The following is a 23,579-nucleotide window of genomic DNA, read 5'->3' on the forward strand; positions in this document are numbered from 1 at the left end:
GATTTAACCGGGCCGCGCCAACCTATTTTAAACGTCCCAACGCTTTCATTGAGGACGTGCAATTTGCAAGGATTTTGGAAAGGAACCGCTCTCCGCAAAGCGGTTTTCGTGCCGGAATGGAAATACCGGTTGCGCACCAGTCCCGGCCTGACCTATTAGGAGCAATGTGCGGAATAGCTGGCATAGTTGATTTGGCAGGCAGGCGGAGTGTCCCGGACGGCGTGATCGAGCGCATGTCACGCGCGCTCTACCATCGCGGGCCGGATGAGGAAGGCTTCCTGCGGGTACCCGGACTCTCGATGGTCTCGCGCCGCCTCGCGATTGTGGGGCTGGCCGACGGCCAGCAGCCGATGGCCAACGAGGACGGCAGTGTGAAGGTGGTTTTCAACGGCGAGTTGTTCGACCACATCGAGAAACGCGCCGAGCTGAGGTCACGGGGACACGTCCTGCACACCCACTGCGACACGGAAATCATCCCCCATCTTTGGGAGGAGAGCGCGGAAGGAATGTTCGAGCGTTTGCGGGGCCAGTTCGCAATCGCCGTCTATGATGTGAAACGCCATGTCGTGACGCTCGGACGGGACCGCTTCGGCATCAGCCCGCTCTACTGGACCCGTCAGGGGGACTGGCTGCTCTTCGCCTCCGAAATCAAGGGGCTGCTCGCCTCCGGAATGGTCACCCCCAGGGCGGACCGTCGCGGCATCGACCAGATTTTCTCCTTCGCCGCCATGCCTGGCCCCGTGACGTGCTTCGAGGGGGTGAGCCTGCTGACACCCGGCCACTACCTCCAGATCAGTCCATGCAACGAGGGAACGCCGGATCCCGTGATCCGCGAGCAGGTTTACTGGCGCATGGACTTCCCCAATGAAGGCGAGGAAAATCCAGAAACCGATCCGGTGAAGCTGGCGGACGAACTGGAGAGCGTGCTTCTTGCCGCCGTGGACCGCCGCCTGCGCGCGGATGTCCCCGTGGGAGCCTATCTTTCAGGAGGATTGGACTCCAGCATGATCGTCGCCATGGCGTGCAAGCTCAAGGGCCCGGCGATCAATACCTACACCGTGCGGGTGGACGATCCGTCGCTGGACGAACTCAGCGGCGCGAACCAGTCCGCCAAACATATCGGGACGAAGCCGCCGATCGTGCAGGATTTCCGCGCGAGCGACGCGCTGGAAATGTATCCGCAATTGATCCAGGCGGCGGAATCCCCCGTGGTGGACACCTCGTGCGCGGCACTCCTCAAGCTCGCCGGACGGGTCCATGCGAACGGCCAGAAAGTCGTTCTCACCGGAGAAGGCGCGGACGAATGGCTGGCGGGTTATCCTTGGTACAAGATCGCGAGGATCATGAACGCTCTTGATTCGATCCCCGGCCTGCGTGTCAGCGATTACGCGAGGCGGGGTTTCCTGAGGGCCAGCGGCACCCCTCAATATCCGAAGGAATACAGGAGGAGTTTGGAAAAAGCCGTGGGCGGTCCGAACGCATGGATCGATTCCTATGGTGTGCTCGGGCTTTCGAAACTCCGCCTCTATGGCGAGTCGATGCATGAATACCGCGGCACCCCGCGCCCCTGGCAGGACCTCGGCATGGACCTGGACCGGGCGAAACATTGGCATCCGCTCAACCGCAGCCTGTGGGTCGGAGCGCGTGTGACCCTGGCCGGACATTTGCTGCAGGCGAAGGGCGACCGCGTGGCCATGCATTCCTCGGTGGAGGCGCGCTATCCGTTTCTTGACGAGGAGGTTTTCGATTTCACCTCGAAACTCCACCCGAAGTGGAAGCTCAACGGCTTCCGCGACAAGCACCTCCTGCGCCTCGTCGCCGAACGCTGGCTGCCGAAGGAAATCGCCCAACGCAGCAAGGTCATCTTCCGTGCGCCGCTCGACAGTTTCCACCTCGATCCCTCTCCGAAGTTCGTGGAGGAGCTTCTCAGCGAGGAATCCCTCCGCCGCACCGGTTACTTCGACGTGGCCGCCGTCCGCCACTGGCGCCAGGCTTACAAACAAATGCGCGTGGGCTCGATCCCGCGCCTGTCGATGGAGATGGGATTGGTCGCCGTCGTTGCAACGCAGTTGTGGCACCAGACGTTCATCGACGGGTCGCTCGCGGACCTGCCGATGTGGAAGCCGGATCTAGGTTAAGACTTCGCGAACCCATTCCGACTTTGACCATCCAATCCATGTAATATTGGAAACCACCAAAGTCTCGAAAGGACACGAAGAACCGGCATGGTCTTGGTTTCAAACAAATCATTGAACTATTGGAATAATAACGACCGATGTGCCGGGAGGATGGCAACGGACGACCTGAAATCAGCGGAAAGAGCGGAGGCTTGTGAAGGAGCACGCTGAAGCGCGAACTCCGGGCCGCGCTGAGGACTGTCACGTGATTGGAGTTGGGAAGTCGTTTGGGACAGTGTGAAATCGGCGCCGGAAAAACATGCGACGATGATCCTCCTGGACGCCGCCCGGAGTTCGCGCTTCAGCGTGCTCCTTCACAAGACTCCGGTTTTCATACGCCCCGCACCCACGTCCGGGGGATGGACCACTTCCGACGAAGCAGGCGGCGAGATCACGATAATTCCCTAGTCAGAACCATTTCTAACAACCATTTTGCAGCGGGATTCATCACGCGTTCCGCACTCCAAAACATGAAATACATCGCATCACTTTTACTCGCATCCGCCGCTTTGATCGTCACCAGTTGCGCACCCGCTCCGAAGATGCCCTATCAAAAGAACGTCAGAGCAATGTCCGCCACCAGCAACAGCATGTTCGCCCACATGATGGGAGGCATCGGCGGAGTGGCTTTTGCGGACGAGGTGGTCGAACGCAACACCACCGGCCGCGAACTCGTCGGAATCGAACCACTCTCCAACACCAACAACAGTCAGGCAGGCAAGGAAAGGTGGACGGTGCAACACGCCGGAGGAAGGAAGGCAACCTATCTCGTCACCTGGAGCGGCAACCAGTTCGAGGTCAAGCCCGAGAATAAAGTCATTCCTAGAAACTGAAGAAAGCAAGCAAGTCCATCGTGGCGCCAGCGAGGGATGGGCAGTCCCCTCGCCGGGCAATCGGCAGAGGCGAACCATCGATATCCAACCGCCTATGGCGAAACGAATGCCCGCTAGGACTTCGGTTGATTCTTTAAGACAGCCTAAGGCAGTTCCGCCAGCGTCTCCTTCCCCGAAGCCTTCACCTCGAAATCATCCTTCTCCTTGTTCGGCATCTTGAGGCCTTTTTCGAGGCACTTGCGGGCATCCACGGTATTTCCCATCTGGGCGTAGGTTCTGCCGAGTTCCACATGATGCCGCAGGCGGCCCGGATTGAGAGCGATGGCTTTTTGAAAGCAGGTCACCGAGTCGGCGTTCGATCCGGTGGGAAGCTTGCCATACAACGTTTCGGCGATGGCTCTCTTCGCTCCGGTGACATTCGCGAGCGATTGATGCCAGCGGCCCAGCACATGCCAGGCGGAATCGTTGCGCGGGTTCAACTTGATGGCCCGGTCCGCCGCCGCCTTGATGAGGGGTGAGATGGCGACCTGCTCTCCCTTGCTTTTCAAAGGGAGCATCTTGCCGTAGGAAATGGCCGGCGAAAGCTGGGCGTCGGAATCGTTGGGTGCGAGGGCTGCGGCGCGTTTCGCGTAATCCAGCGAAAGGCTGCCATATTTCAACTTGTCCGCCTCGGCCCGGACGTCACTCATCAGGTGACGGTATTGACGGGCGATGCGGAGCAGGAGACCCACATCATTCTTGGCCATCGTCTCCGCCGGAAGATAGCTTTTGAGCGCGAGGGCCGGCTGGAAGGATTTGTCGGCGGCGTCACCCTTCGCAACCAGTTCGGCGGTGGTTTCCGCATGCCCCGATGTCACACCGAAACACAGGGCAAGCGCGGCGGGGATGACACGTATGAAGGATGGAGCATGCATGATGGTGGGTTTTTCAAAGATAGCTGCCGTCCTGTACAACGGCTTCCGATCAGTTATTTGTCTGCAACAGGCGTCCGGCATTCAGCAGCGCGGCCTCGCTTCGTGGCGGCCCGACGAGTTGCAGACTGGTGGGAATCGTGCTTTCAGGCATTCCGACGGGCATCGCGAGTGCGGGGTTTCCCGCGAAATTCACGGCCATGGTGTTCTGGGAATTGAGCACGTAGAGCTCGAAGATGGATGAGGTTCTCCAGAATGGCTTGCGGGGTGGCAGGATCTGCATGGTAGGCGTGGCGATGAAATCAACCTTCCGGAAAACGCGGGCCAGTTCCCGTTTCCAGGCCGCCTTGCGTCTTACCGCCGCATCGTAAGCCACGACATTATCGATCGAGCCCTTCAACAACACCGTCCGGGTGTTGCTGTCGATCTGGAGATTGTCTGTGTATTTCCGGTCGTTTTTCCAAGCATCGGAGGTGGCGATCACCTCTCCGTCGGCATCCGCCTGTGCCCACTTGTCTGCGAAACGGGCATCCAGCTTCACAATCTTGAAGCCCTTCGCCCTGAGCCTGTCGTCGATGGCCCGATCAATGGCTGGATCGGTTCCCGGGATATAAAGCCTTCCGATGCGGATCTGTCCCGCCGAAGGATGGGTGGCGGCCGCGGCGTCGTAACGCCCCTTGAATCCGCGCTGCAGGAGATCCATGCCTTGAACCAGATTCGGCAGGTTGGCGGCCATCGGACCGACGGTGTCGAGGTGCTTCGCGGAAATAGGGAACACGCCTTTGGTGGACACCAATCCGTAAGTCGTCTTGAGGCCGTAAATCCCGCAGCAGGCCGCGGGCACCCGGATCGAGCCACCCGTGTCCGTACCGAACGCCACATCCGCCAGCCCGCTCGAGACGGCTACCGCCGAGCCGCTCGACGATCCTCCGGGAATGAACAGATGCCTGCCATCCAGCTTGTTTTCCGGCGTGCCGAAATAGCCGTTCCGGCCTGAGACGGTGATGGCGAACTCGGTGAGATTCGTTTTACCGACAATATTCACGTTCCGCTCGCGCGCGATGGCCATGCATTCCGCGTCCCGGCTTGCCGGAGGGCTGTGCTTCGCGAGATATTCGGATCCCGCGCTGGTGACCTCCCCTTTCATATCGATGAGGTCCTTGACCGCCAGGCGGAGACCGGGCTTTTCGGCGGTGGATGGTTTGTAGGAGATGAATGCGTTATTGTCGGGACGTTTTCCCGAAGGGCCCGACACGCAGGCTGTCATCGACCCCATCAACAGGAGGCAGGCGATGTGGGAGGAGAATGGAGAGACTGTTTTTTTCATGTGAAAGTGTGATGATCTGGATGAAACGCACTTTACCCTACTATCAATGCCATCGGATGCGGGTCGCCGCAACAGATGAATTCAGGCCCGCTTGCCGCAGGGAGGGATAAGGGCGGAAGTTGAAGGTGGAAGTTTTTACAAGGTTTCGATGGATCAACGGCCGGTTCGATCGGTGGTGCCGGGTGTCGCGCAATCCCTGCGGTGCCAGCCATCCCTCACGGCGGGCCGGGCGTGTTCCCATTGCAGGCGCGACATGCCCCGGGTCTCTTCCCAGCCGCTGGCCAGTTCCTGTTCGGACTCTTCAAAGGACCGCCCCCGGTTGCGGGCATGCCCCTCGTAACCCACACGATAAGCCGGGCCATAGTCGCCGAAATCATAGCCTGCGAGGTAATACGGCTGGAACCGGTAATTCGTCTCCCAATGCGCGTCTTCCACGGTGGGATCGAGTTCTTCCGCCAGTCCATGACCGGTCGCCGCACCCGCGACCGCACCGACCACTCCGCCGATCGCCATCCCGACAGGTCCGCCAAGCGCTCCTAAGAAGGCTCCTGTCGCGGCTCCAGCCAGTGAACCCACTCCGGTTCCAATGGGATGGCTGCCGGGTTCGCCGGTGATCGGATCGCGATTCTCGTTTGCGGACTCTGTGTCGGTTTTCATGATGCGCGTGTTTAGCAGCGTACACGCCATCGCGGCGCGCCCGACAGCGATGTGGCAAAATCGCGTGTTTCACAGTGGAAAATCGATTTTCCAGCAGACCGGAGGTTCCCCATGTCGCGTTACGGACAAGAGCATATTGCAATCTGGCGTTGCAGATTGGGACAAGCAGCCATCCTACCCTTGGAAGGAAGCCGGGTCACCTGCCGGATTCGATCCGGGACGCGCCAGTGATTCAACCAGCGGGGAAACCACTAGGGACTTGAGCACCACCGGGACCAAGGTTCCCGCCGCGAGTCGCAGCATCGAAGAGGTAAATCCAGGTGAATCCCCCGATTCGCGCACACGCCTTGAATTTCCGCGATCATCCGGACGGTGACGCATGCGGCGGAAAACCAGCAGCGAGGCGACCGCCCCGATACCTAGCGTGGTAACCACAACCGCCGCCTTGTGACGATCAACCACCTTGTGCATGACGACACCGGGGTTGAGCTCATGCTTCAACCGCCGCACCTCCACACCGATTTCCTCCCTGCTGGAGGCAAGGTCTTCAATCGCCCGCCGTCTCAATTCTGCCTGGGTTTTCTGAGTAGCCATTCCCGGTCCTTTCTGAGTTCGTTGAGAGTATCGGCAAACCACCTTGCCTTGGCAATGCGCCCCCACATCATGAGTCCGGCCACGGCGGCCACAAGAATGTGTCCCCCGCCCGTGATCCCGGCGGCGCCGACCCACGACCAGCCGAGGTAGCTGACAAGCCAGCCCACCAGCGTGGTCACCAGCAGCAGCCAACCGGCGAAGATTGCCACGATGGCGATCGCCAGCCAGACAACGAGCGTGACCACATGCCGCAAGGCCTCGCGTGCCTCAATGGTGAGCAATGTTCCACGGGCTTCGACATATTTCAGGAACGGACCGGTCAATCGCTGGAAAAAATCCGGATGAACGTCCCGTGGCGGAGGTGGCTCATCACGTCCGATGGGGGAGCGGGTCCCGGGGCCGAGACCCTGTTGCGCACGATCCGTTTCGGTGACCGGCCGCGCGTTTTCGGTCGGCATGATGAGGCGCCCGCCAGCCTGGGCATAGACTTGGGTGAACTCCGCGCCAAAAAACAGGATGCATGAGGTATAGTAAACCCACAGCAACAGAAGGACCACCGAGCCCGCCGCACCATAGGCACTGGAGGTGCTTTCCCGTCCCAGATACCAGCCCAAAGCCGTCTTCCCCACCTCGAACAACAAACCGGTCACAATCGCGCCCACCCAAACATCACCCCAGCCGACCCGGGCGTCGGGCAATATTTTGAAGATCATCGCGAAGAGCGTGGTGACGATGCCCAAGGAAATCACGAAAGCGATCATCCCCCACACGACCGCCGGGATAGCGAGCGAGTGTCCGACAAAATGGTTCACCCCCGAGATCGCGGCGCTCAGCACGAGCGAGACCAGCAGCAGGAATCCGATCACCAGCACCATCCCGAAGCTGAGCAGTTTTTCCCGGAAATGTGCCATCAATCCGATGTCCGGCTTCGGTTTCACCTCCCAGATCGTGTTCAAAGCGTCCTTGAGCTGGCCGAAAACTCCGGACGCCCCCACCATCAGCATGACAAATCCCGCGACAGTCGCCCAGATCCCCTGCGCGGGTTTGGAAGCGCTCTGGACCATGGACTGGAGCGCCGCGGCGGATTGCGCCCCCACGTATCCCCTCAGCTCGTCGTAGAGTTGTCCGCTGACCGCCTCCGTGCCGAAGGCCAGTCCTGCGATCCCCATGGTGATCACCAGCAGCGGAGCGATTGAGAAAATCGAGTAGTAGGCCAGGGCCGCACTGAGCCGGAGGGCCTTGTCTTCCATCCAGTCGTCCAGCGAGCGCTTCAACAGCCCGATCCATGGAGTCTTCATACGAGGGGTGGGATTCATCGATCTTCACCACCTTGCATGAAACGGACCATCTCCGGATATCCGTCCATACGGGCGAAAGCAGCGGGCTTCCATCACTCTTGGAAAACAGGCCACATTGCATATGGGCAAATCCTGTTGCAATTTGCAGCCGGAGGAATACCGACGGAGTGGCCCAGGCTCCGGATCCAGCTCTCACGCCGACGGTTATGTCAGCGATGATCCGGGGCACACCTGTTGCTAGGCTCCGGTCATGACCGAAAGCAATCCCTTGACGGCCTTCCTTGAACAGTTTCTCCCGGAGTGGTTCTTCGCCTCGAAATATGGCACCCCGCTCTGGGTTTGGATGAGCCTTCCCCTCCTCATCCTGACCATTTCCGTGATCGTCAAGCTGGTGGGAGCCGTCTCGCTGCTGCTGCTCCGCCGGACGGGCCGGATGCAAAAGCAATGGCTGGTGGAGTCCATCTGTGAAGGCAGAAGCCCCTTGCAGGTGGCTCTCGGGGTGGTCATCTTCCGGGGCGCGAAAACCCTGCTGCCGATGTCCGCGCACCTTCAGGTTTTCCTCGGTTACGCAGAGGCGGCGATCATCATTTTCTCCGCCATATGGTTCCTTCTCAACCTGACGGTTGCGATCGCGGAACGGCTCCGCGTTTTCCTGGATCGATCCGGACGCTCGCATGCGAAGGCTGTCATCCCGCTGGCGAGAAAAGTCGCGAACACGGCCATCGTGATCATCGGAATCATGTTTTTCCTCCAGAACATGAACGTCAACGTGGGTGCCATGTTGGCCGGACTGGGAATCGGAGGTCTGGCACTGGCACTCGCCGGGCAAAAGACCGTCGAGAATCTCTTCGGAGGAATCGCCCTCGTGATGGACCAACCGGCGAGGGTGGGAGATCCCTGCAACTACGAAGGAGGAACGGGTGTGGTCGAGGATGTGGGCCTGAGGTCCACACGGATACGCACCCCTGACCGCAGCGTGGTGACCATCCCCAATTCGAAGCTCGCGGAAATGAAGATCGAGAGTTTCGCATTCCGGGATCAGATCCTGCTCAAGTCTCTCGTGCGCCTCAGGTATGAGACGACCCCCGAACAAATGAAATCGGTGTTGGAAGGAATCAGGGGATTGCTTTCCGCGCATCCGGACATCGCGGAGAATGCCAGGGCAACCTTCAATTCCTTCTCCGACACGTCTTTGGACATTGAAATATTCGGCTATGTCAAATCATCGGATTACAATGTGTTTCTCGCGGTCAGGGAGAAGGTCTTTCTCGATATCATGGATGTCGTCGTGACGTCCGGCACCGCATTTTCAAGCCCTGCCCGGCAGCCGGTGTGAAGAAGGGTTCATCGGGTGATTCCCATCCGGTAGAACCTCCGGTCCGCACCTGTGGCGGTGTCCGTAACCTCGATGGGAGAGCCGGTCGCGATCTCGCTCCGCAGCGGTGTCCAGTCGATCAGATTCTCGCTCCATTCGATGCTGTAGCCCCGTCCGGCCGGAACGGTGGTGCCAAGGGTGAATGCCACCCGATCCGGGTTGCTCAGGTGCTGGACCGACAGCTGGTGGACCACGAATGGCAAGGACTCGACTTCCACGACAGCGGAGGTGGTGCTGGCGCCCCCTCCGTCATAGGCCACCGCCCATACCGTGTGGGTGCCGGTTTTCAGGCCGCCCGCCCAGTTCCACGTGTAGGGGGGCGCGGCGACCTGCCCGAGCATCTTCCCATCCGCCCAGAACTCGACACGGTTCATCGTCCCGTCCGGATCGGTCGCGGAGGCGGCGAGGGTGACCTCATCGGTGGAGAACACGGCAGCTCCGGTGGAAGGCGATGTCAGAACGATGGCCGGTGGCAGATTCTGCGGTGGAGGCACGGTCATCCTGGAGGATGGTATGATTTCCTCGATCTGGCTGGCGCTGGACCAGTAGAGCTTAGCCGAGGCGTTGCCTCCTCCCTCGTAGTATTCCATGACAATGTCGTAGCTCTGGTTCGCGACGAGAGCGATGGTACCTGTCCACGACGTGGCTGCCTGGGGGCCCCAGTGGTCGATGATGAGACGGCCATCCACCCATAGTCTCACGCCATCGTCGGTATTGGTGCGGAAGACATGGCTCTCGCTGTAACGAGGTGTGATTTTCCCGGACCAGCGCACGGAGAAATTGTCGGCATTGACTCCGGCGACGGGATTGGCGTTCCCCCAGTCGAAGTTCACCGCGGCATCGGCGCGGACGCTCACGAGGTCGGTGAGGTTCGTGGAATTATAATACTCACCGCGCAGCCCCGCGACACCGGCAGTGTTCACGGTGACGCCGACGGACTGGCTTTCTCCGACTCCACCGGCGATGTCCGTGGCTCTTGCGGTCAGCGAGTGCGTGCCGTATACGGGACCGGTCCACAGATGGGAGTAAGGTTCCGTGGTATCCTCGCCGATCCTGATGCCGTCGATGAAGAACTCCACTTTGGTGATCGCCGTATCGACATCCTCCGCGATGACCTCGATGGGGACGGATGCCGGCTGATAAAAGATTCCCCCATCCGAGGGACTGGAGATCGCCAGCGCGGGCGCGATGTTGGAGATGACGTCGTAGCTGGTGATTTCAATGAAGCAGATCTTCGTGTTCACCGCATTGGCTCCTGTGGCGATCGTCAACCTGCCATCGGTGACATTGAAGGTGTTGCTGGCGTCCGCGAAGCGGGTTCCGTTGGAAATGGAAGCGTTCAACAGGGTTTGTCCCTCCACGGTGATGTGTTCGGTCTGGGTGCCAGACGTATAGGTAGGATCCCCGGCGACCACACGGACCTTGTAGCGGGCGTTCGGCACCTGGATTTCCCACGAAGAGCCGCCCGCTATGGGAATGACGGTGTCATACCTCTGGTCGGGAGCGTTCACACTGTCATACTCAACGGGGGACGCCGGGTTGCTCCACCCATAACTGAAGCCGCTGCTCCGGAGCCCGTATGTCGAACCGGAGTCCGCCAGGTAGCCCGCCGGCACGGTGGCGGTGGCGGGCTGGAAATTGATCTTCGCCAGATAGGCCGGGCTGTTCGTATTGATGAAGGAGACGCTGTCAAAGTTGCTTTCCGCTAGTGTGGAATTGTTGTGGGAGGTGAGTGCCAGTCCGGCATAGATCGTGGTTCCCATCGTGATTGTGTCGCTGCCGATGAGCGACCAGGCCACACCGTTCGGCGAGGAATAGGCGGAGAAGGTCGTGCCCGCACGGACGAGCCTCACCCAATAGGGCGCGTCCACATTCGCCCCGGCGGTATGCACGGAGTCTCCGGCGGTGGTTTTCCTCCGCTGGAAAGCGGCACCGTTCCCAGGAGTGATGGCGGTGAATGCGGCGGTGGAATCCGCTGCCAGGGAATTCCGCATCATCACTCCGGACTTGGTCCAGCCATCGACATTCTCAACATCGGCAACCCTCGCGATCACCTCGCCATCACCGGTGAAGGGACGATAGATGAAATGGAAGGAATCTCTCGTGCCCCATATGTCGTCCCCGGATGCGGAGAGGGTGAAAGTGCCGCTGTCATAGGTGGCGTCCCCGGCGACACCCACCGTGCCGATGTCGGCGTGCTGCCATGGCGCGGGCAACGGAGGCCCCTGGACGGTGATGTCCACGGCTGTGGAAAGCGCGGTGTTTCCAACCGTGTCGAGAGCCAGGGCGGCAACCGAATGTCCTCCACGCAGCGCCCCGGTCCAGGTGAACTGGTAGGGCGGCGTGGCATCCTCGCCGATCTTGGTGCCGCCGTCATAGAACTCAACCTTGCTGATCCCGTCCGCGTCACTGGCGGTCGCGGCAAGCTGGATCGGCTGGCTTGCCAGATAAAGCCTGCTGGTTGCCGGAGAGGTGAGTGCCACAATCGGCGGGATATTCGGGGTAAGCGAATTGATCCACTCCGCCAGCAGCTCCACGCCTGCACGGTCGATCACGTTCTTGGCCAGTGGCGGCATCTGGATTCCCCCGCCGATCGTGTTCATGCGGCGGTGCAGCACGGAGTGGGTGACATCCTGCGGCATCACGACGCGGGCGCGGGGATCTCCCAGGTTGTTGGCAAGATTGCCGTAAATGATTCCCTGCTGCGCAAGAGGAGTGTCGAAGCGGGCGTCCCAGAACGCATGCACACCGCCCGGCCGGTGACAGCTCGAACAGTTCGAATCCAGATAGGAGCGCGCGCGTTTTTCCAAGGAAGCGTTCGTGTCACCGGCCGCGGCGAGCGCGTCCAGATCCGGCAATTGGGTCTCCGGAGGAGGATTGTCGAAGAGTCCCACGTGGCCCCATGACCGGAGCTGGTTGTCCACAACGCCGCCGGGATAATGGAAATCCCCGTTCAGCTGGCGGGTCTTCGGCCCCAGCACTCCGCCCGCGTTGTCATTGTGACAGGTCATGCAGTCGGTACGACTCGGGTAGTACCAGGGCTGCATCCGGACGTTCTGGAGCACGACCTTCGCCGTCGTGAGAGCGGAGTTGTTGTGGGATGTCGCGGCAAGACCGAAATAAAGGGTGTCCGGCAGATCGAGAGTCAGACGCGCGAATTCCGACCACGTCACACCGTCCACGCTGGAATAGCCGGTGAAGGTGTCCCCCTCCCGTTTCATCCGCAGCCACGTGTTCGGATAGTTGACCGTCGGCTGCGGGGACGCCGGATAAATCGCGGCGGACGGGCCGCCGGCAACGGTGCGGTATTGGTATTCGTAGCCGCCGACGTTGTTGTTCCGCGCGGCGTTGCTGGGGAAGACCATGGCATAAACGTGACGGCTGCCTGCCGTGAGGTTCTCGCGTGCCATCAGACCCACTTTGGTGTAAAGATCCGGCTGGGTGAGCGATGAAACCCGGACGGAGATGTCGAAATCGCCGGTCCGCTGCTGGGACGCGAAATGGAATTGGTCGGAATTCCCCCAGATATCCGCGCCGCTGCCACTCACCGTGAGTTCGTCTCCAGTCCGGGTGGTTGCCCCGGCCAGACCGGGTGAGCCGATGTCGGCACCGGCAAGGGCACCAACCGGAGTGATGGCGACGGGTATGTTTTCAGTGATGGCACTGTCCATCAGGTCGGCGTCGCTGTTGTCGGCGCGCCATTTGTAGGTCGCGCCATAAACAGGGCCAGCGGCGGTCTTCACCAACAGGCGGGTCTCCAGACGTTTGTGAACGGCCGGGTTGTTGTCATCCACCGGAAGCTCGAAATGTTTCACCAGCACCGATCCCGCCGGCCAGGTCCATTCTCCGGTCGCGTTGAAACCGACGGTCGTGCCGGTGGGAACGGTGGCCCAGCGGGATTTCACCGCACCATCCGACCAGAACGGCTGGTTGAGCGCGTAAGGAATCAGCTTCGGACTCGGAGTGAGAGCCGCCATGTTGCTGAAAACGCCGGTTTGCGAGAGCGTCGCCGGGAGCGGAGTTCCGGGAGGCGGACCACCGCGGGCGAGTTTGTAGATCTTCCCCGCCACGCTGCTCATCTGGCACAGGTAGAGTTCGCCCGCCGCATCGAGTCCGAACGAGGAAAGGCCGGTGTAGTTCGCGCCGGAACTCGGGCCGGGCCCGAAAGGCATCGTTGCGATGAGGATTTTCTTCGCCTTGGTGGTCGGCGTGTAGGAGGACTCGTCCAGCAGCCAGATCCTGTTGGTGACGTTGTCGCCGAATACATATTTCCCGACAAGCTCCGGAAACTCGGATCCCCGGTAAACATAACCTCCGATGACGGCGCTGCCCTCGCTATGCGGATAGTCGATGATGGGCCTCCTGTTCACCCCGATGTAGGGTGCGACGAGGTCTCCGTTGTAACCCTCGATGCGGTTCCATTGGAAGTTGAGTCCGGCCGGATCGCTGGGCTCGATCACGTGAACTTCCTCGAAAGCCCCCTCTCCCACATCTCCGATAAAAATCCGGTTGGTCGTGGCGTCGTGGGTCATCCGGTGCGGGCTGCGCAGGCCGAGGGCGAAAATCTCCTCCAACGCTCCCGGGACACCGACGAACGGATTGTCATTGGGAACATGATAGGCGTTCGGCCAGTTCGGTCCGACCTCCTCGAACGAGCGTTTCACCGGAGGATGACTGATCGCCCCCCCGCGCTTGTCGACATCGATGCGGATGAGACAGCCGAAGAGCGCGTTGCTGATGGACTGGTCGTTGGCGGCGCTGGCGTCATTGCCATTGGTCAGGTAGAGGAACCCGTCCGTCGGATGGAACATCATGCCGCCGCCGTTGTGCCAGGTGTTGTGGTCGATCTGGTCGATGATGATGTATTCCGAAGCGGGATCGACAATGCCGGTCGAGGGGTCCATGGTGAAACGTGCCAGCCGCTGGCGGGTGTTTGTGCCATTCGGCGGGCGCGTCGTCGGATTTCCAAGGACCGTTCCGGGAGTGACCCAGTTATACCAGAGATAGATGTGATGGTTGGTCGCGAACGCCGGGTGGAACGCCACCGCCAGCAGTCCCTCGTCATCCCAGCCCTGGCAACGGTTGCTGAGATCCAGAGCCAGTGTTTTGCTTGTCGTCGCCGGGTTGTTGACAAATGAATACATGCGGCCCTCACGTTCCCAAACGACCAGCTTGTCCGTGCCGGGAACCGGCAGGAGGCCGAGCGCGTTGACGAAGGTCAGGTTCGGAAAAGCCACGACCGTGCTCCAGTTGGTGGCGACGACCGGCGGAGTGGGTGGCATCACTCCATCAAGATAAGGGCCGACCTCCGGTCTGGATGTCAGGCCATGGCTTTGGGCTCCGGATCTGCCGGTGGCGAGCAGCGTGATGAGAAGCAGCGCGAGGATGAATGGGTTTCGCATACGGTTGGGTTTGAGACCCACACCGGGTTGGGTGGACCCGGGTGGTTGAGGACTGCCCGTATGGCGGATGTTTTCAAACACAGGAGGAACACCGGCCATCATGAGCAATGGGTATTTCGGCCAGATTTGAGAAAAACCGGATCAGCGGCGATGAAAATTTGGTGACAGTTTCTCCACATTGGAGGACTAGCCGGATAACCCCCTCTCCCCTGCCCGCCGACAACCTGCCCAACATGCCGGACAACCACTTTTCAGATGATCTTCAAATCCCTGAGGAGTTTTTTCGAAACCGTTTGGGGTTTGGGCGAGATCCATTCCCTGGGAGTTTCGGGTGGCTCGTGGATCGTGAATCCCGCTGCGGCGATTTCGGGCAACTGTTCCCAGGTGACGGGCATCGAGACAGTGGCACCGGGCCGGGCCCGCAGTCCCCAGGGACAGACGCATGTCGCACCCCGGCCGTTGCGCAACCAGTCGATAAATATCTTCCCCTGCCGCTTGGACTTCGAGGCGGTGGTGATGAAGCGCTTGCGATTGAATGCCGCGACCTCGACAGCCACCGCCTTCGTGAAGGCCTTCATCACCTCCCACTCCTGGGTGCGCTTGATGTGAAGCATGATGTGGAGCCCCTTGCCGCCTGAAGTCTTGATAAGGGGAGCGAGTCCGCGTTCCTCAAGATAGTCCCGCAGCAGCAGCGCGGCACCGAGCACCTCGTTCCACGGCACCGAAGCGTCCGGATCGAGATCCCAAGTGAGAAAATCGGGCTTTTCCCCGGCTGGGAGCGGAGCGCCCCATGGGTGTACCTCGAGCGCTCCGAATTGCGCGAGCGATACCAGCCCTTTCACGTCACGGATGGAGAAAACGGTGGACCCGTCGGGAAGTTCGCTTTGGTAGACATGGTCCGGAATGTGACTGGGAAAGGATTTTTGGAAGAACATCTCGCCCGTGATGCCGGACGGCGCGCGGAGAACCGCCAGGGGCCGGTTGACGACAAACGGCAACATCAGGTCGCCCACCCGTTCGAAATACCGTGCCACCTCCATCTTGGAGATCTGATCTCCCGGGAACACCATCCGGTCCGGGTGACTGATCCTGACTCCCGCGACGCTGGATTCTTTCCCGTCCGCAACCGCCATCTGGATACCATCCAGGTGAACCTCGGACGCCGCCTTGTCTTCTCTCAAGGAGAGGAAACTTCCCTGGCGGATGGAACCGTCCCGTGTGATCTCCGCGAATTCGATCTCCGCGACGAGACGCGGCTTGATCCATATGACCTTTTTCTCAGGTATCTTGAAGTGAGCCTTAGCGGTCGCCAGTTTTTGAAACAGCGGCAGAAGCTCCTCACGCCGGCTTCCGGAAAACCCCGTCCCGACCTTGCCACGGGGGATGAGTTTGCCGTTTTCGTAGGTTCCCAGAACCAACGCGCCGAACGCGGGCAACGAACCTTTCGGAGGTGTATAGCCGCAGATCACGAACTCCTGGCGCGGACGGACTTTCGACTTCGTCCAATCCTTCCGCGAACCTTCGACATACCGACCCACGGCGTTCTTGCTGATGATGCCTTCCAGTCCTGCGGAAGCCGCCTGCCGGAACAACTCCTCCCCCATCGCGGCCGGCCACACCGTGGACCGTCGGACGGGTCCCGGCTCCTCGCCAACCAGTTCCGACAGACGTTTGATCCTGTCGGAGAGTGGAAGATTCCGGAGGTTCAGTCCGTCGAAATGCAGGAGATCGAACGCCATGAATGTGATGGCGCCGCCACCACCGGACTTCAATGCCGCCTGAAGATCCCCGAAGCTGGTCCGCCCCTTGTCGTCGAAAACCACGGCCTCGCCATCCATGACGAAATCCTTCGTGCTGATTTTCGAAAGATGGCGGGCTGTTTCCTCGAAACGATCGGTCCAATCAAGACCGCTCCGGGTATGAAGGGTGAGCTTCCCGTCCGCCCGCACGGCGATCAAGCGGTAACCATCGAACTTGATTTCATGCAGCCATTCATGCCCCGCCGGCACGGAAGGAACGACACGTGCGAGTTGGGGGGAGACGAAACGTGGAACCTCCCGATCCGCTTTCACACTGGGGAAGGGATGCGTCGCGGGATCGAGCATTTTCAACATCCAGTTGGGCTCCTCCTTCATCCGGGCAAGGAGATAAGGTCCGTTCAACCGGTCACCCTTGAGACGGAACTTCAGTGTGCCTTTGGCGAAATCCTTTTTCCAGTCGGGTCCCATCGGCTGCCACTCTCCCTTGTCCCAGATGGCCACCGTGCCCGCACCATAGTTGCCTTTCGGAATGACGCCCTCGAATTCCCCATATTCCAGCGGGTGATCCTCCACATGAACGGCCAGCCGCTTGGCCGCGGTGTCCTCCGGGATGCCCTTGGGCACCGCCCAGCTCACTAACACCCCGTCCATTTCCAAACGGAAATCAAAATGATGTGCCCGGGCGTGATGTTCCTGGACGACAAAAGAATTGCCGGCATGTCGCGGCACCTTACCTCCGGGTTCCGGCGTTTTGTCGAAGTCTCTCTTCTGGTGATACTTTGCCAAGGGTGCGGTTTTCGAACCTTCATCAGCAGCGGGCCTCTTCACATCCCCCTGCTTCTTCGGTGCCTTCACCGCCCTTCGGGCAACCTCCTTGGACGCCAGTTCGATCCAGACCGGAGCATGATCACTGGAGTGCTCCCACCCGCGGACGTCCCGGTCGACGTCGGCGGCCTTCAACCGGGACGCCAGTTGGGGACTCAACAGAAAATGGTCGATACGAAGACCGGCGTTCCTCCCCCAAGCGTTTCTCAGATATTTCCAGAATGTATAGATCCGCTCTTCCGGACGAAGGGAGCGGATCGCGTCAATCCAGCCCTGGGCCATCAGGTTTCCGAACTCCTCACGAACCTCGGACCGGAACAACGCGTCATCCTTCCACCCCTCCGGATCATATACATCCAGCGGGGTGGGCATCACATTGAAATCCCCCACCAGTGCGACCGGAACCTTTTCCGCCAGCAGGTTTTCCGCGTGCTTCGCCAGCCGTTCGAACCATCGGAGCTTGTAGTCGAACTTCGGTCCGGGAGCGGGATTTCCATTGGGCAGATAGAGGCAGCCGATGATGACGCCCTCGACCGCCGCTTCAAGGTAGCGGCTCTGGGTATCCTTTCTCCCTCCCGGAAGACCGCGGCGGATCTCCACAGGCACCGTACCCTTCGCGAGTATCGCAACGCCATTCCAACTTTTCTCGCCCTGCCAGATGGCGCCATAACCCGCCTTCTCAATCGAGGAGAGCGGAAATTTTTCTTGTGAAGCCTTCAACTCCTGAAGGCAGACGACATCCGGCCGCGCCATCTCCAACCATCGCAGCAGCACGGGCAGCCGGCCATTGATGCCATTCACATTGTAGGTGGCGATCTTCATGCTCCTGTCGTTGTTCAATCAATTATGACACCTCTAGCTCCCCGCACAGCCGCAAGGCTTGATGCTGTAGGGAAAGGTGAATTTCCACGTCGCCGGTTCCCTGATCTTCGACTCTTCCGCCGAAAGCTCTTCAAAGTTCCCGTGTGGGACAAAGCTGTGGTCCTTTCCTTTCACCGTGAGAAAAGCCTCATGATGGGAACACCGCACGGGGCCTTTCCCATAAACCGTTCCTTTCATTGATCCATCCGCCCCGGCGTATGTCGCCCCGTCTTCAGAGATCAGGGTGCTTGCCGGCTTCCAGATTTCGTGGGCCACCACATCCGCGATGACGCCACTCACAAGCAATCCGACTTCTTCCCCAACGAACATCCTCTCGTCCGGGGATTCATATCTGATTCTTATTCCGGGCGAGGGCGTTCCGTTCTTGTCATGTCGGCTTGGATTCATGGTATTTTTAATAGGGTTCGGCAGAGGGCGGTCCGTCTCAGCCATTGATGATTTCACCGCCGTTCGGGTGGAGGACCTGGCCTGTCATGTAGGCGGCCGCGTCACTGGCGAGGAAGACGTAACACTCCGCGCATTCCCATGGTTCCCCGGCACGGCCCAGTGGAACGTCCGAGCCGAATTTCGCGACCTTGTCGGCCGGGAAGGTGGCTGGAATCAACGGAGTCCAGATGGGTCCCGGAGCCACGGCATTCACCCGGATCCCCTTCCCCGCAAGCTGTCCGGAGAGAGAACGGGTGTAGCCGACGATGGCGGCCTTCGTCGCGGAATAGTCGAGAAGCTCGGGACTTCCCCGATACGCGGTGACCGAGGTGGTGTTGATGATCGTGGGTTTCTCCGACTGCTCGAGGTGGGACATCGCCGCCGCGGTCAAATAGAACATCGAGAAGACATTCGTGCGGAACGTCCTCTCCAACTGCTCCTCGGTGATCTGTCCCAGCGTCTCGCGCGGATGCTGTTCGGCGGCGTTGTTCACGAGGATGTCGAGCCTTCCAAATTCGTTGATGGTGTTTTCTACCGCCTCGATGCATGCGTTGCGGGAGGAGATGTCACAGCGGATCAGCAGGCATTTCCTCCCCTTCTCTTTCACCAGCCGGGCGGCCTCCCCGGCATCATCATCCTCTTCAAGATAGACAATCGCGACGTCGGCGCCCTCACGGGCGAAGGCGACGGCAACCGCACGGCCGATGCCCGAATCCCCTCCGGTGATGAGTGCCGTCCTGCCCGCGAGGCGGCCGCTCCCCTTCAGTTCGGGATTCTCATACCGGGGGGCCGGTGTCATTTCGCTTTCGCGGCCCGGCTGATGGTCCTGCTCCTGTGCCGGACGAAGGTCGGTTTCGTTGGATGGATCTTTTGATTTGTTCGGCATGCGGACATGCTTCGCAGAAGATGGTCCATTCTCCGTCGTTTCCTCGATCCAAGCCAAATAAAACGGGGGCTGAAGAGTGTTGGAAAACGAAGAGCTCCGGAAATCCAATCAAAATTTCGATCCAGCCGGACCTTCGTTCGATCAGATGATCATTGTCCAAGCTTTCCCGTCTCGCGAGCGGCGCATTTCCCTACATCGGTGGAGCTTTGGATGGGAGGCCCCAGCCTGCATTTTGCAGGGTCCGCAGTGCATAATCGTAAGTGCGTCCCGTGCGTATCGAGGCATCGATCCCCCATCTCCCGCATTTTCAACGTTTCCCGGAAGCACCGGTTCGGGCATCCGACATGCGAGAAATCGGCCGGATTATCAAAACCCAACCAATCATGAAATCACTGCCATCCATCATCATTGTTGCCGACCGGGGAAAATTGGTCGCCTACCGTACTACCGAGACAAATTCCCTGCAGGCGATCGACAGGACAAGTTTCTCAGAGGGAAATTCGAAGATATCTGAAACCGTCTCCGACCAGTCGGGTGCGTTTCCGATCCCGGGCGGAGTGGGCACGGGTGCCTATGAAAGCATGCCGATGATTGCCGAACTCGAGGTCAGGAGCTTTCGCAAGATCCGCGCGAAAATCGGCGAAATTCTCGCTGCGGAAAAACCAGGAGGCTGGGGTTTCGCCGCTCCCTCCGAAATCAATGCCGCGATTCTGGACGAGCTGGACAAGGATTGGAAAAAGAACCTCCGCATCAACCTTCCCCTGGATCTGACCAACACTCCCACCCAAGCCGTCGCAAAGGCCTTTCAATCACCCGGTTGAAAACAGGAATGGCGACGCATCCGCGCATTTCCCCGCTCCTCTTGACAGCAATCGTTTCCGGGGCTCTCGTGGCGGCTATGGCTGACAATAAATCAAATACGGGATTCCAGGAGGTCGGAAACATGGCGGAAGACGTTGAATCCGCATTCCGGAACAATCGCGGCTGAGGGAATGGGCGGGTCTTCAGTTGGTCGATGACCCTGCGGCGGTAGACAGGTCGCTCCCAGTGAAGCGGGACGTCCGTATTCCGACTGAAGGCGCTTGCCCGGTGACCTCCTCATGTTTTAGTCAGACCTTAACAAAGATCCATGACCCGTTTTGAAGAAAAAACCCCGCCTCTCATCGCATGGAGCGTCTGGTGCGGGATTGCTGCCGTATTCGCCGCCGATCATCTCACCCCGTTCGGAATTTCCATCTACATGCTCCACATGGTGCCGATGGCACTGTCGTTCTTCGTTTGGAAGCCGCGATTCCCCTTCGTCGTCGCCACGGTCGGCACATTGCTGATCATCACCGCCTATTTCACGACTGCGGATGGTCCCGGCCGGGAATTGTCCGAAATACGGCGTTTCTTCGGAGTGACCACGCTCTGGATCCTCGCAACCATCGGGCACCTTTTCATCAAAATGCGGCTGGTCGCCAGACGGGAATCCTGGCTGCAGCACGGAGGAGCGGAACTCGCCAAGAAGATCGTCGGCGAACTCAACGGGCTGGTGCTCGGCGAGAACATCCTCCGGTTTCTCGGCGAATATCTGAACGCCCAAGGAGGAGCCTTTTTCACCGCAGACGGCAACGGTTACAGCAGGACCGCCGTGTATTCGGTGGCCGCGGGCAGCGTCCCCGAGCGTTTCCAGGCCGGTGACGGTTTTCTCGGCCAAGCGGTGAAAGACGTCCGGCAGGTCATCGTCAACGATGTCCCGGCGGGCTATCTCGCGGTCGGTTCAAGTCTCGGGAACTCGGTTCCCCGGCATCTTCTCATCGTACCGTTCTCGCTGGAGGGAAAGGTGAACTCCGTGATCGAGCTGGGATTTTTCGCGGCCATCAAGGAGTCCGATGTCGAGCTCCTGAAGCGGTTGGAATCATCCATCGCGCTCGCGGTCCGGTCGGTCGAATACCGAATGAACCTGCAGGAGCTGGTGGAGGAAACACAACAGCAGTCGGAAGAGGTCCAGGCGCAGAGCGAGGAGCTGCGTGTGTCGAACGAAGAGCTGGAGGAGCAGGGCCGCGCGCTCCGCGAGTCACAGTCCCGGCTCGAGGCCCAGCAGACCGAGCTGGAACAAATCAATGCCCGGCTCGAGGAACAGACCTCCACCCTCGAACGCCAGAAGAACGACCTCGTGACCGCGAAGATCAATCTGGAAAGCCAGGCTCGCGAAGTGCAGCAGGCGAGCCGCTACAAGTCCGATTTCCTGGCGAACATGTCCCACGAGCTCCGGACACCTCTGAATTCCTCCCTCATCCTCGCGAAGCTCCTCGCCGCGAATCCAAAGGGAAATCTCACCCCTGACCAGGTCAAATACGCGCTGACCATCGAGTCCGCAGGGAATGATCTGCTGACACTCATCAACGATGTGCTTGATCTGTCCAAGATCGAGGCGGGACATATGGTGATGAATCCCGAGCCGGTGAAGATCCAGCGTCTGCTCGCCTCACTGCGGGACACCTTCTCCCCGGTCGCGTCGCAAAAATCATTGGAACTCCGGATGGAATCCGATCCTTCCGCCGCGGAGGAGATCGAAACGGACCCGCAACGCCTGGAACAGGTGTTGAAGAACCTTCTGTCGAACGCGCTCAAGTTCACCGAACAGGGTACCGTCACCCTCAGCGTCAGCGCACGGGGGACCGGCTGGGTGGCATTTTCGGTCTCGGATACGGGAATCGGAATCGCGCCCGACAAGCAGCGGGCGGTATTCGAGCCTTTCCTGCAGGCGGACGGCACCACCGCGAGAAAGTATGGCGGAACCGGTCTGGGACTGTCGATTTCACATAATCTGGTCCGTCTTCTCGGTGGTAGGATCCTATTGGAAAGCGAACCAGGGGAAGGCAGCACGTTCACCGTGCTGATTCCAGCGCGCCCCGGCGATCAGGCGTCTGATGAGGCCATTCCCTTGCCGGCGGAGGCTCCGCGACGGATTCGGGAGAGCCAGTCCGCCACCGTTTCGCCCGCTGTTGGATTCCCTGACGACCGGGAAAAACTCACCGGGGCGGGACGCGTCATTCTCGCGGTGGAGGACGACGAGCGGTTCGCCTCGATCATTTATGATCTCGCGCACGAACTCCATTTCGAATGCCTCGTCGCCACCACCGCCGAGGAGGCGCTGGTGCTGGCGAAGCAGTTCGAGCCGAACGCCATCGTCCTGGATGTCGGGCTGCCCGACAACTCCGGCCTTATCGTGCTGGAGCGGTTGAAGGCGGATTCACGCACCCGCCACATTCCGGTCCACGTCGTCTCCGCCAACGATTACACCACCACCGCCATGGCGCTGGGAGCCGTGGGAGCGATGCTCAAGCCCGTGAAGCGGGAGGAACTTGCGGACGCCCTTCTGAATCTTGAAACCCGCTTCACCCAGAAGATGCGCCGGGTGCTCGTCGTGGAAGATGATCCGGTCCAGGTGGATGCGATGAGGCAGCTTCTCGGTTCGCAGGATGTCGACGCTGTCTGCGCCCGGACAGCCGCCGAATGTCTGGAAAAACTCGGTTCATCCACGTTCGATTGCATGGTTCTGGACCTGAGCCTTCCGGATGCCTCGGGCTTCTCCCTGCTGGAGAAACTCAGCTCCGAAGACAGCTATTCGTTCCCTCCTGTGATTGTCTACACCGGAAGAGACCTCACGCCGGACGAAGAAAGACAGCTCCGCCGGTATTCAAAATCCATCATCATCAAGGGTGCGAAGTCTCCCGAACGCCTGCTGGACGAGGTCTCGCTTTTCCTTCACCAGGTGGTTTCCGACCTACCGGTGGAGAAACAGCGGATGATCGAACAGTCGATGAACCGGGAGACCGCGCTTGAAGGCCGCCGGGTGCTGGTGGCCGAGGACGATGTGAGGAACGTTTTCGCTCTCACCAGCGTGCTGGAAGGATGCGGAGTGAAATTGCGCATCGCACGGAACGGCCGTGAGGCCCTGTCCGCCTTGGAAGCTGCCGCGGAGAACCTCGAAGAACCGATCGACCTCGTGCTGATGGACATCATGATGCCGGAGATGGACGGACTCACCGCCATCCGCGAAATCCGCAAACGCCGGGAATGGAGCAAGCTGCCGATCATCGCCCTCACGGCGAAGGCGATGAAGAGCGATCAGGAACAATGTCTCCAAGCCGGTGCCAGCGACTATCTCTCGAAACCGCTCGATGTCGAAAAACTCCTGTCCTTGATCCGGGTGTGGATGCCGCGTTGACCAAGGGCGA

Annotated in this window: 14 protein-coding genes; 5 read left to right on the forward strand and 9 right to left on the reverse strand. The window is 60.0% G+C overall.

Features of this window, described 5'->3' with window-relative positions; translation table 11 throughout:
- Window positions 1-164: 164 nt before the first annotated feature.
- Together asnB and JIN84_RS20395 are read left to right on the forward strand one after the other, a co-directional pair.
- Window positions 165-2,138, forward strand: coding sequence for an asparagine synthase (glutamine-hydrolyzing) (gene asnB, locus JIN84_RS20390; protein WP_200352917.1), 1,974 nt, complete (start codon window positions 165-167; stop codon window positions 2,136-2,138).
- 509 nt (window positions 2,139-2,647) lie between these two features.
- Window positions 2,648-3,010, forward strand: coding sequence for a hypothetical protein (locus JIN84_RS20395; protein WP_200352918.1), 363 nt, complete (start codon window positions 2,648-2,650; stop codon window positions 3,008-3,010).
- 143 nt (window positions 3,011-3,153) lie between these two features.
- On the opposite strand, the gene JIN84_RS20400 is transcribed toward JIN84_RS20395, so the two are convergent.
- The 5 genes from JIN84_RS20400 to JIN84_RS20420 all read right to left on the reverse strand — a co-directional run bounded on the left by JIN84_RS20400 (window position 3,154) and on the right by JIN84_RS20420 (window position 7,797).
- Window positions 3,154-3,924, reverse strand: coding sequence for a tetratricopeptide repeat protein (locus tag JIN84_RS20400; protein WP_200352919.1), 771 nt, complete (start codon window positions 3,922-3,924; stop codon window positions 3,154-3,156).
- Between the two features lie 49 nt (window positions 3,925-3,973).
- Entirely contained in the window at window positions 3,974-5,248 is a 1,275-nt protein-coding gene (locus JIN84_RS20405; protein WP_200352920.1) for an amidase, read from the reverse strand.
- 153 nt (window positions 5,249-5,401) lie between these two features.
- Window positions 5,402-5,905, reverse strand: a complete 504-nt coding sequence (locus JIN84_RS20410; protein ID WP_200352921.1) for a glycine zipper domain-containing protein — start codon at window positions 5,903-5,905, stop codon at window positions 5,402-5,404.
- A gap of 174 nt (window positions 5,906-6,079) precedes the next feature.
- Window positions 6,080-6,499, reverse strand: a complete 420-nt coding sequence (locus JIN84_RS20415) for a hypothetical protein (protein ID WP_200352922.1) — start codon at window positions 6,497-6,499, stop codon at window positions 6,080-6,082.
- A complete protein-coding gene (locus JIN84_RS20420) occupies window positions 6,469-7,797 on the reverse strand; it encodes a YhjD/YihY/BrkB family envelope integrity protein (protein WP_200352923.1) in 1,329 nt (442 codons plus the stop codon). Before JIN84_RS20420 ends, JIN84_RS20415 begins: the two co-directional genes overlap by 31 nt.
- A 250-nt stretch (window positions 7,798-8,047) precedes the next feature.
- Here JIN84_RS20420 and JIN84_RS20425 point away from each other — a divergent pair, with 250 nt between their 5' ends.
- Window positions 8,048-9,133, forward strand: a complete 1,086-nt coding sequence (locus JIN84_RS20425) for a mechanosensitive ion channel family protein (protein WP_200352924.1) — start codon at window positions 8,048-8,050, stop codon at window positions 9,131-9,133.
- Between the two features lie 8 nt (window positions 9,134-9,141).
- Here JIN84_RS20425 and JIN84_RS20430 read toward each other — a convergent pair whose 3' ends face one another.
- The 4 genes from JIN84_RS20430 to JIN84_RS20445 all read right to left on the reverse strand — a co-directional run bounded on the left by JIN84_RS20430 (window position 9,142) and on the right by JIN84_RS20445 (window position 19,353).
- A complete protein-coding gene (locus JIN84_RS20430; protein WP_200352925.1) occupies window positions 9,142-14,574 on the reverse strand; it encodes an Ig-like domain-containing protein in 5,433 nt (1,810 codons plus the stop codon).
- A gap of 251 nt (window positions 14,575-14,825) precedes the next feature.
- On the reverse strand, window positions 14,826-17,981 hold the full coding sequence (ligD, locus tag JIN84_RS20435; RefSeq protein ID WP_200352926.1) for a DNA ligase D: 3,156 nt from the start codon (window positions 17,979-17,981) through the stop codon (window positions 14,826-14,828).
- Between the two features lie 33 nt (window positions 17,982-18,014).
- The gene (locus tag JIN84_RS20440; protein WP_200352927.1) at window positions 18,015-18,428 is read right to left on the reverse strand and encodes a hypothetical protein; all 414 of its coding nucleotides are present in this window, start codon (window positions 18,426-18,428) and stop codon (window positions 18,015-18,017) included.
- Between the two features lie 37 nt (window positions 18,429-18,465).
- Entirely contained in the window at window positions 18,466-19,353 is an 888-nt protein-coding gene (locus tag JIN84_RS20445) for an SDR family oxidoreductase (protein WP_200352928.1), read from the reverse strand.
- A gap of 383 nt (window positions 19,354-19,736) precedes the next feature.
- Here JIN84_RS20445 and JIN84_RS20450 point away from each other — a divergent pair, with 383 nt between their 5' ends.
- Both JIN84_RS20450 and JIN84_RS20455 read left to right on the forward strand, forming a co-directional pair.
- Window positions 19,737-20,174: a host attachment protein gene (locus JIN84_RS20450; protein ID WP_200352929.1), complete on the forward strand. Its 438-nt coding sequence runs from the start codon at window positions 19,737-19,739 to the stop codon at window positions 20,172-20,174.
- A gap of 308 nt (window positions 20,175-20,482) precedes the next feature.
- Complete coding sequence (locus JIN84_RS20455) at window positions 20,483-23,569, forward strand: response regulator (RefSeq protein ID WP_200352930.1); 3,087 nt, start codon at window positions 20,483-20,485, stop codon at window positions 23,567-23,569.
- The last annotated feature ends 10 nt before the right edge of the window (window positions 23,570-23,579 follow it).

The organism is Luteolibacter yonseiensis, assembly GCF_016595465.1.
GTDB classification, from domain to species: domain Bacteria; phylum Verrucomicrobiota; class Verrucomicrobiia; order Verrucomicrobiales; family Akkermansiaceae; genus Luteolibacter; species Luteolibacter yonseiensis.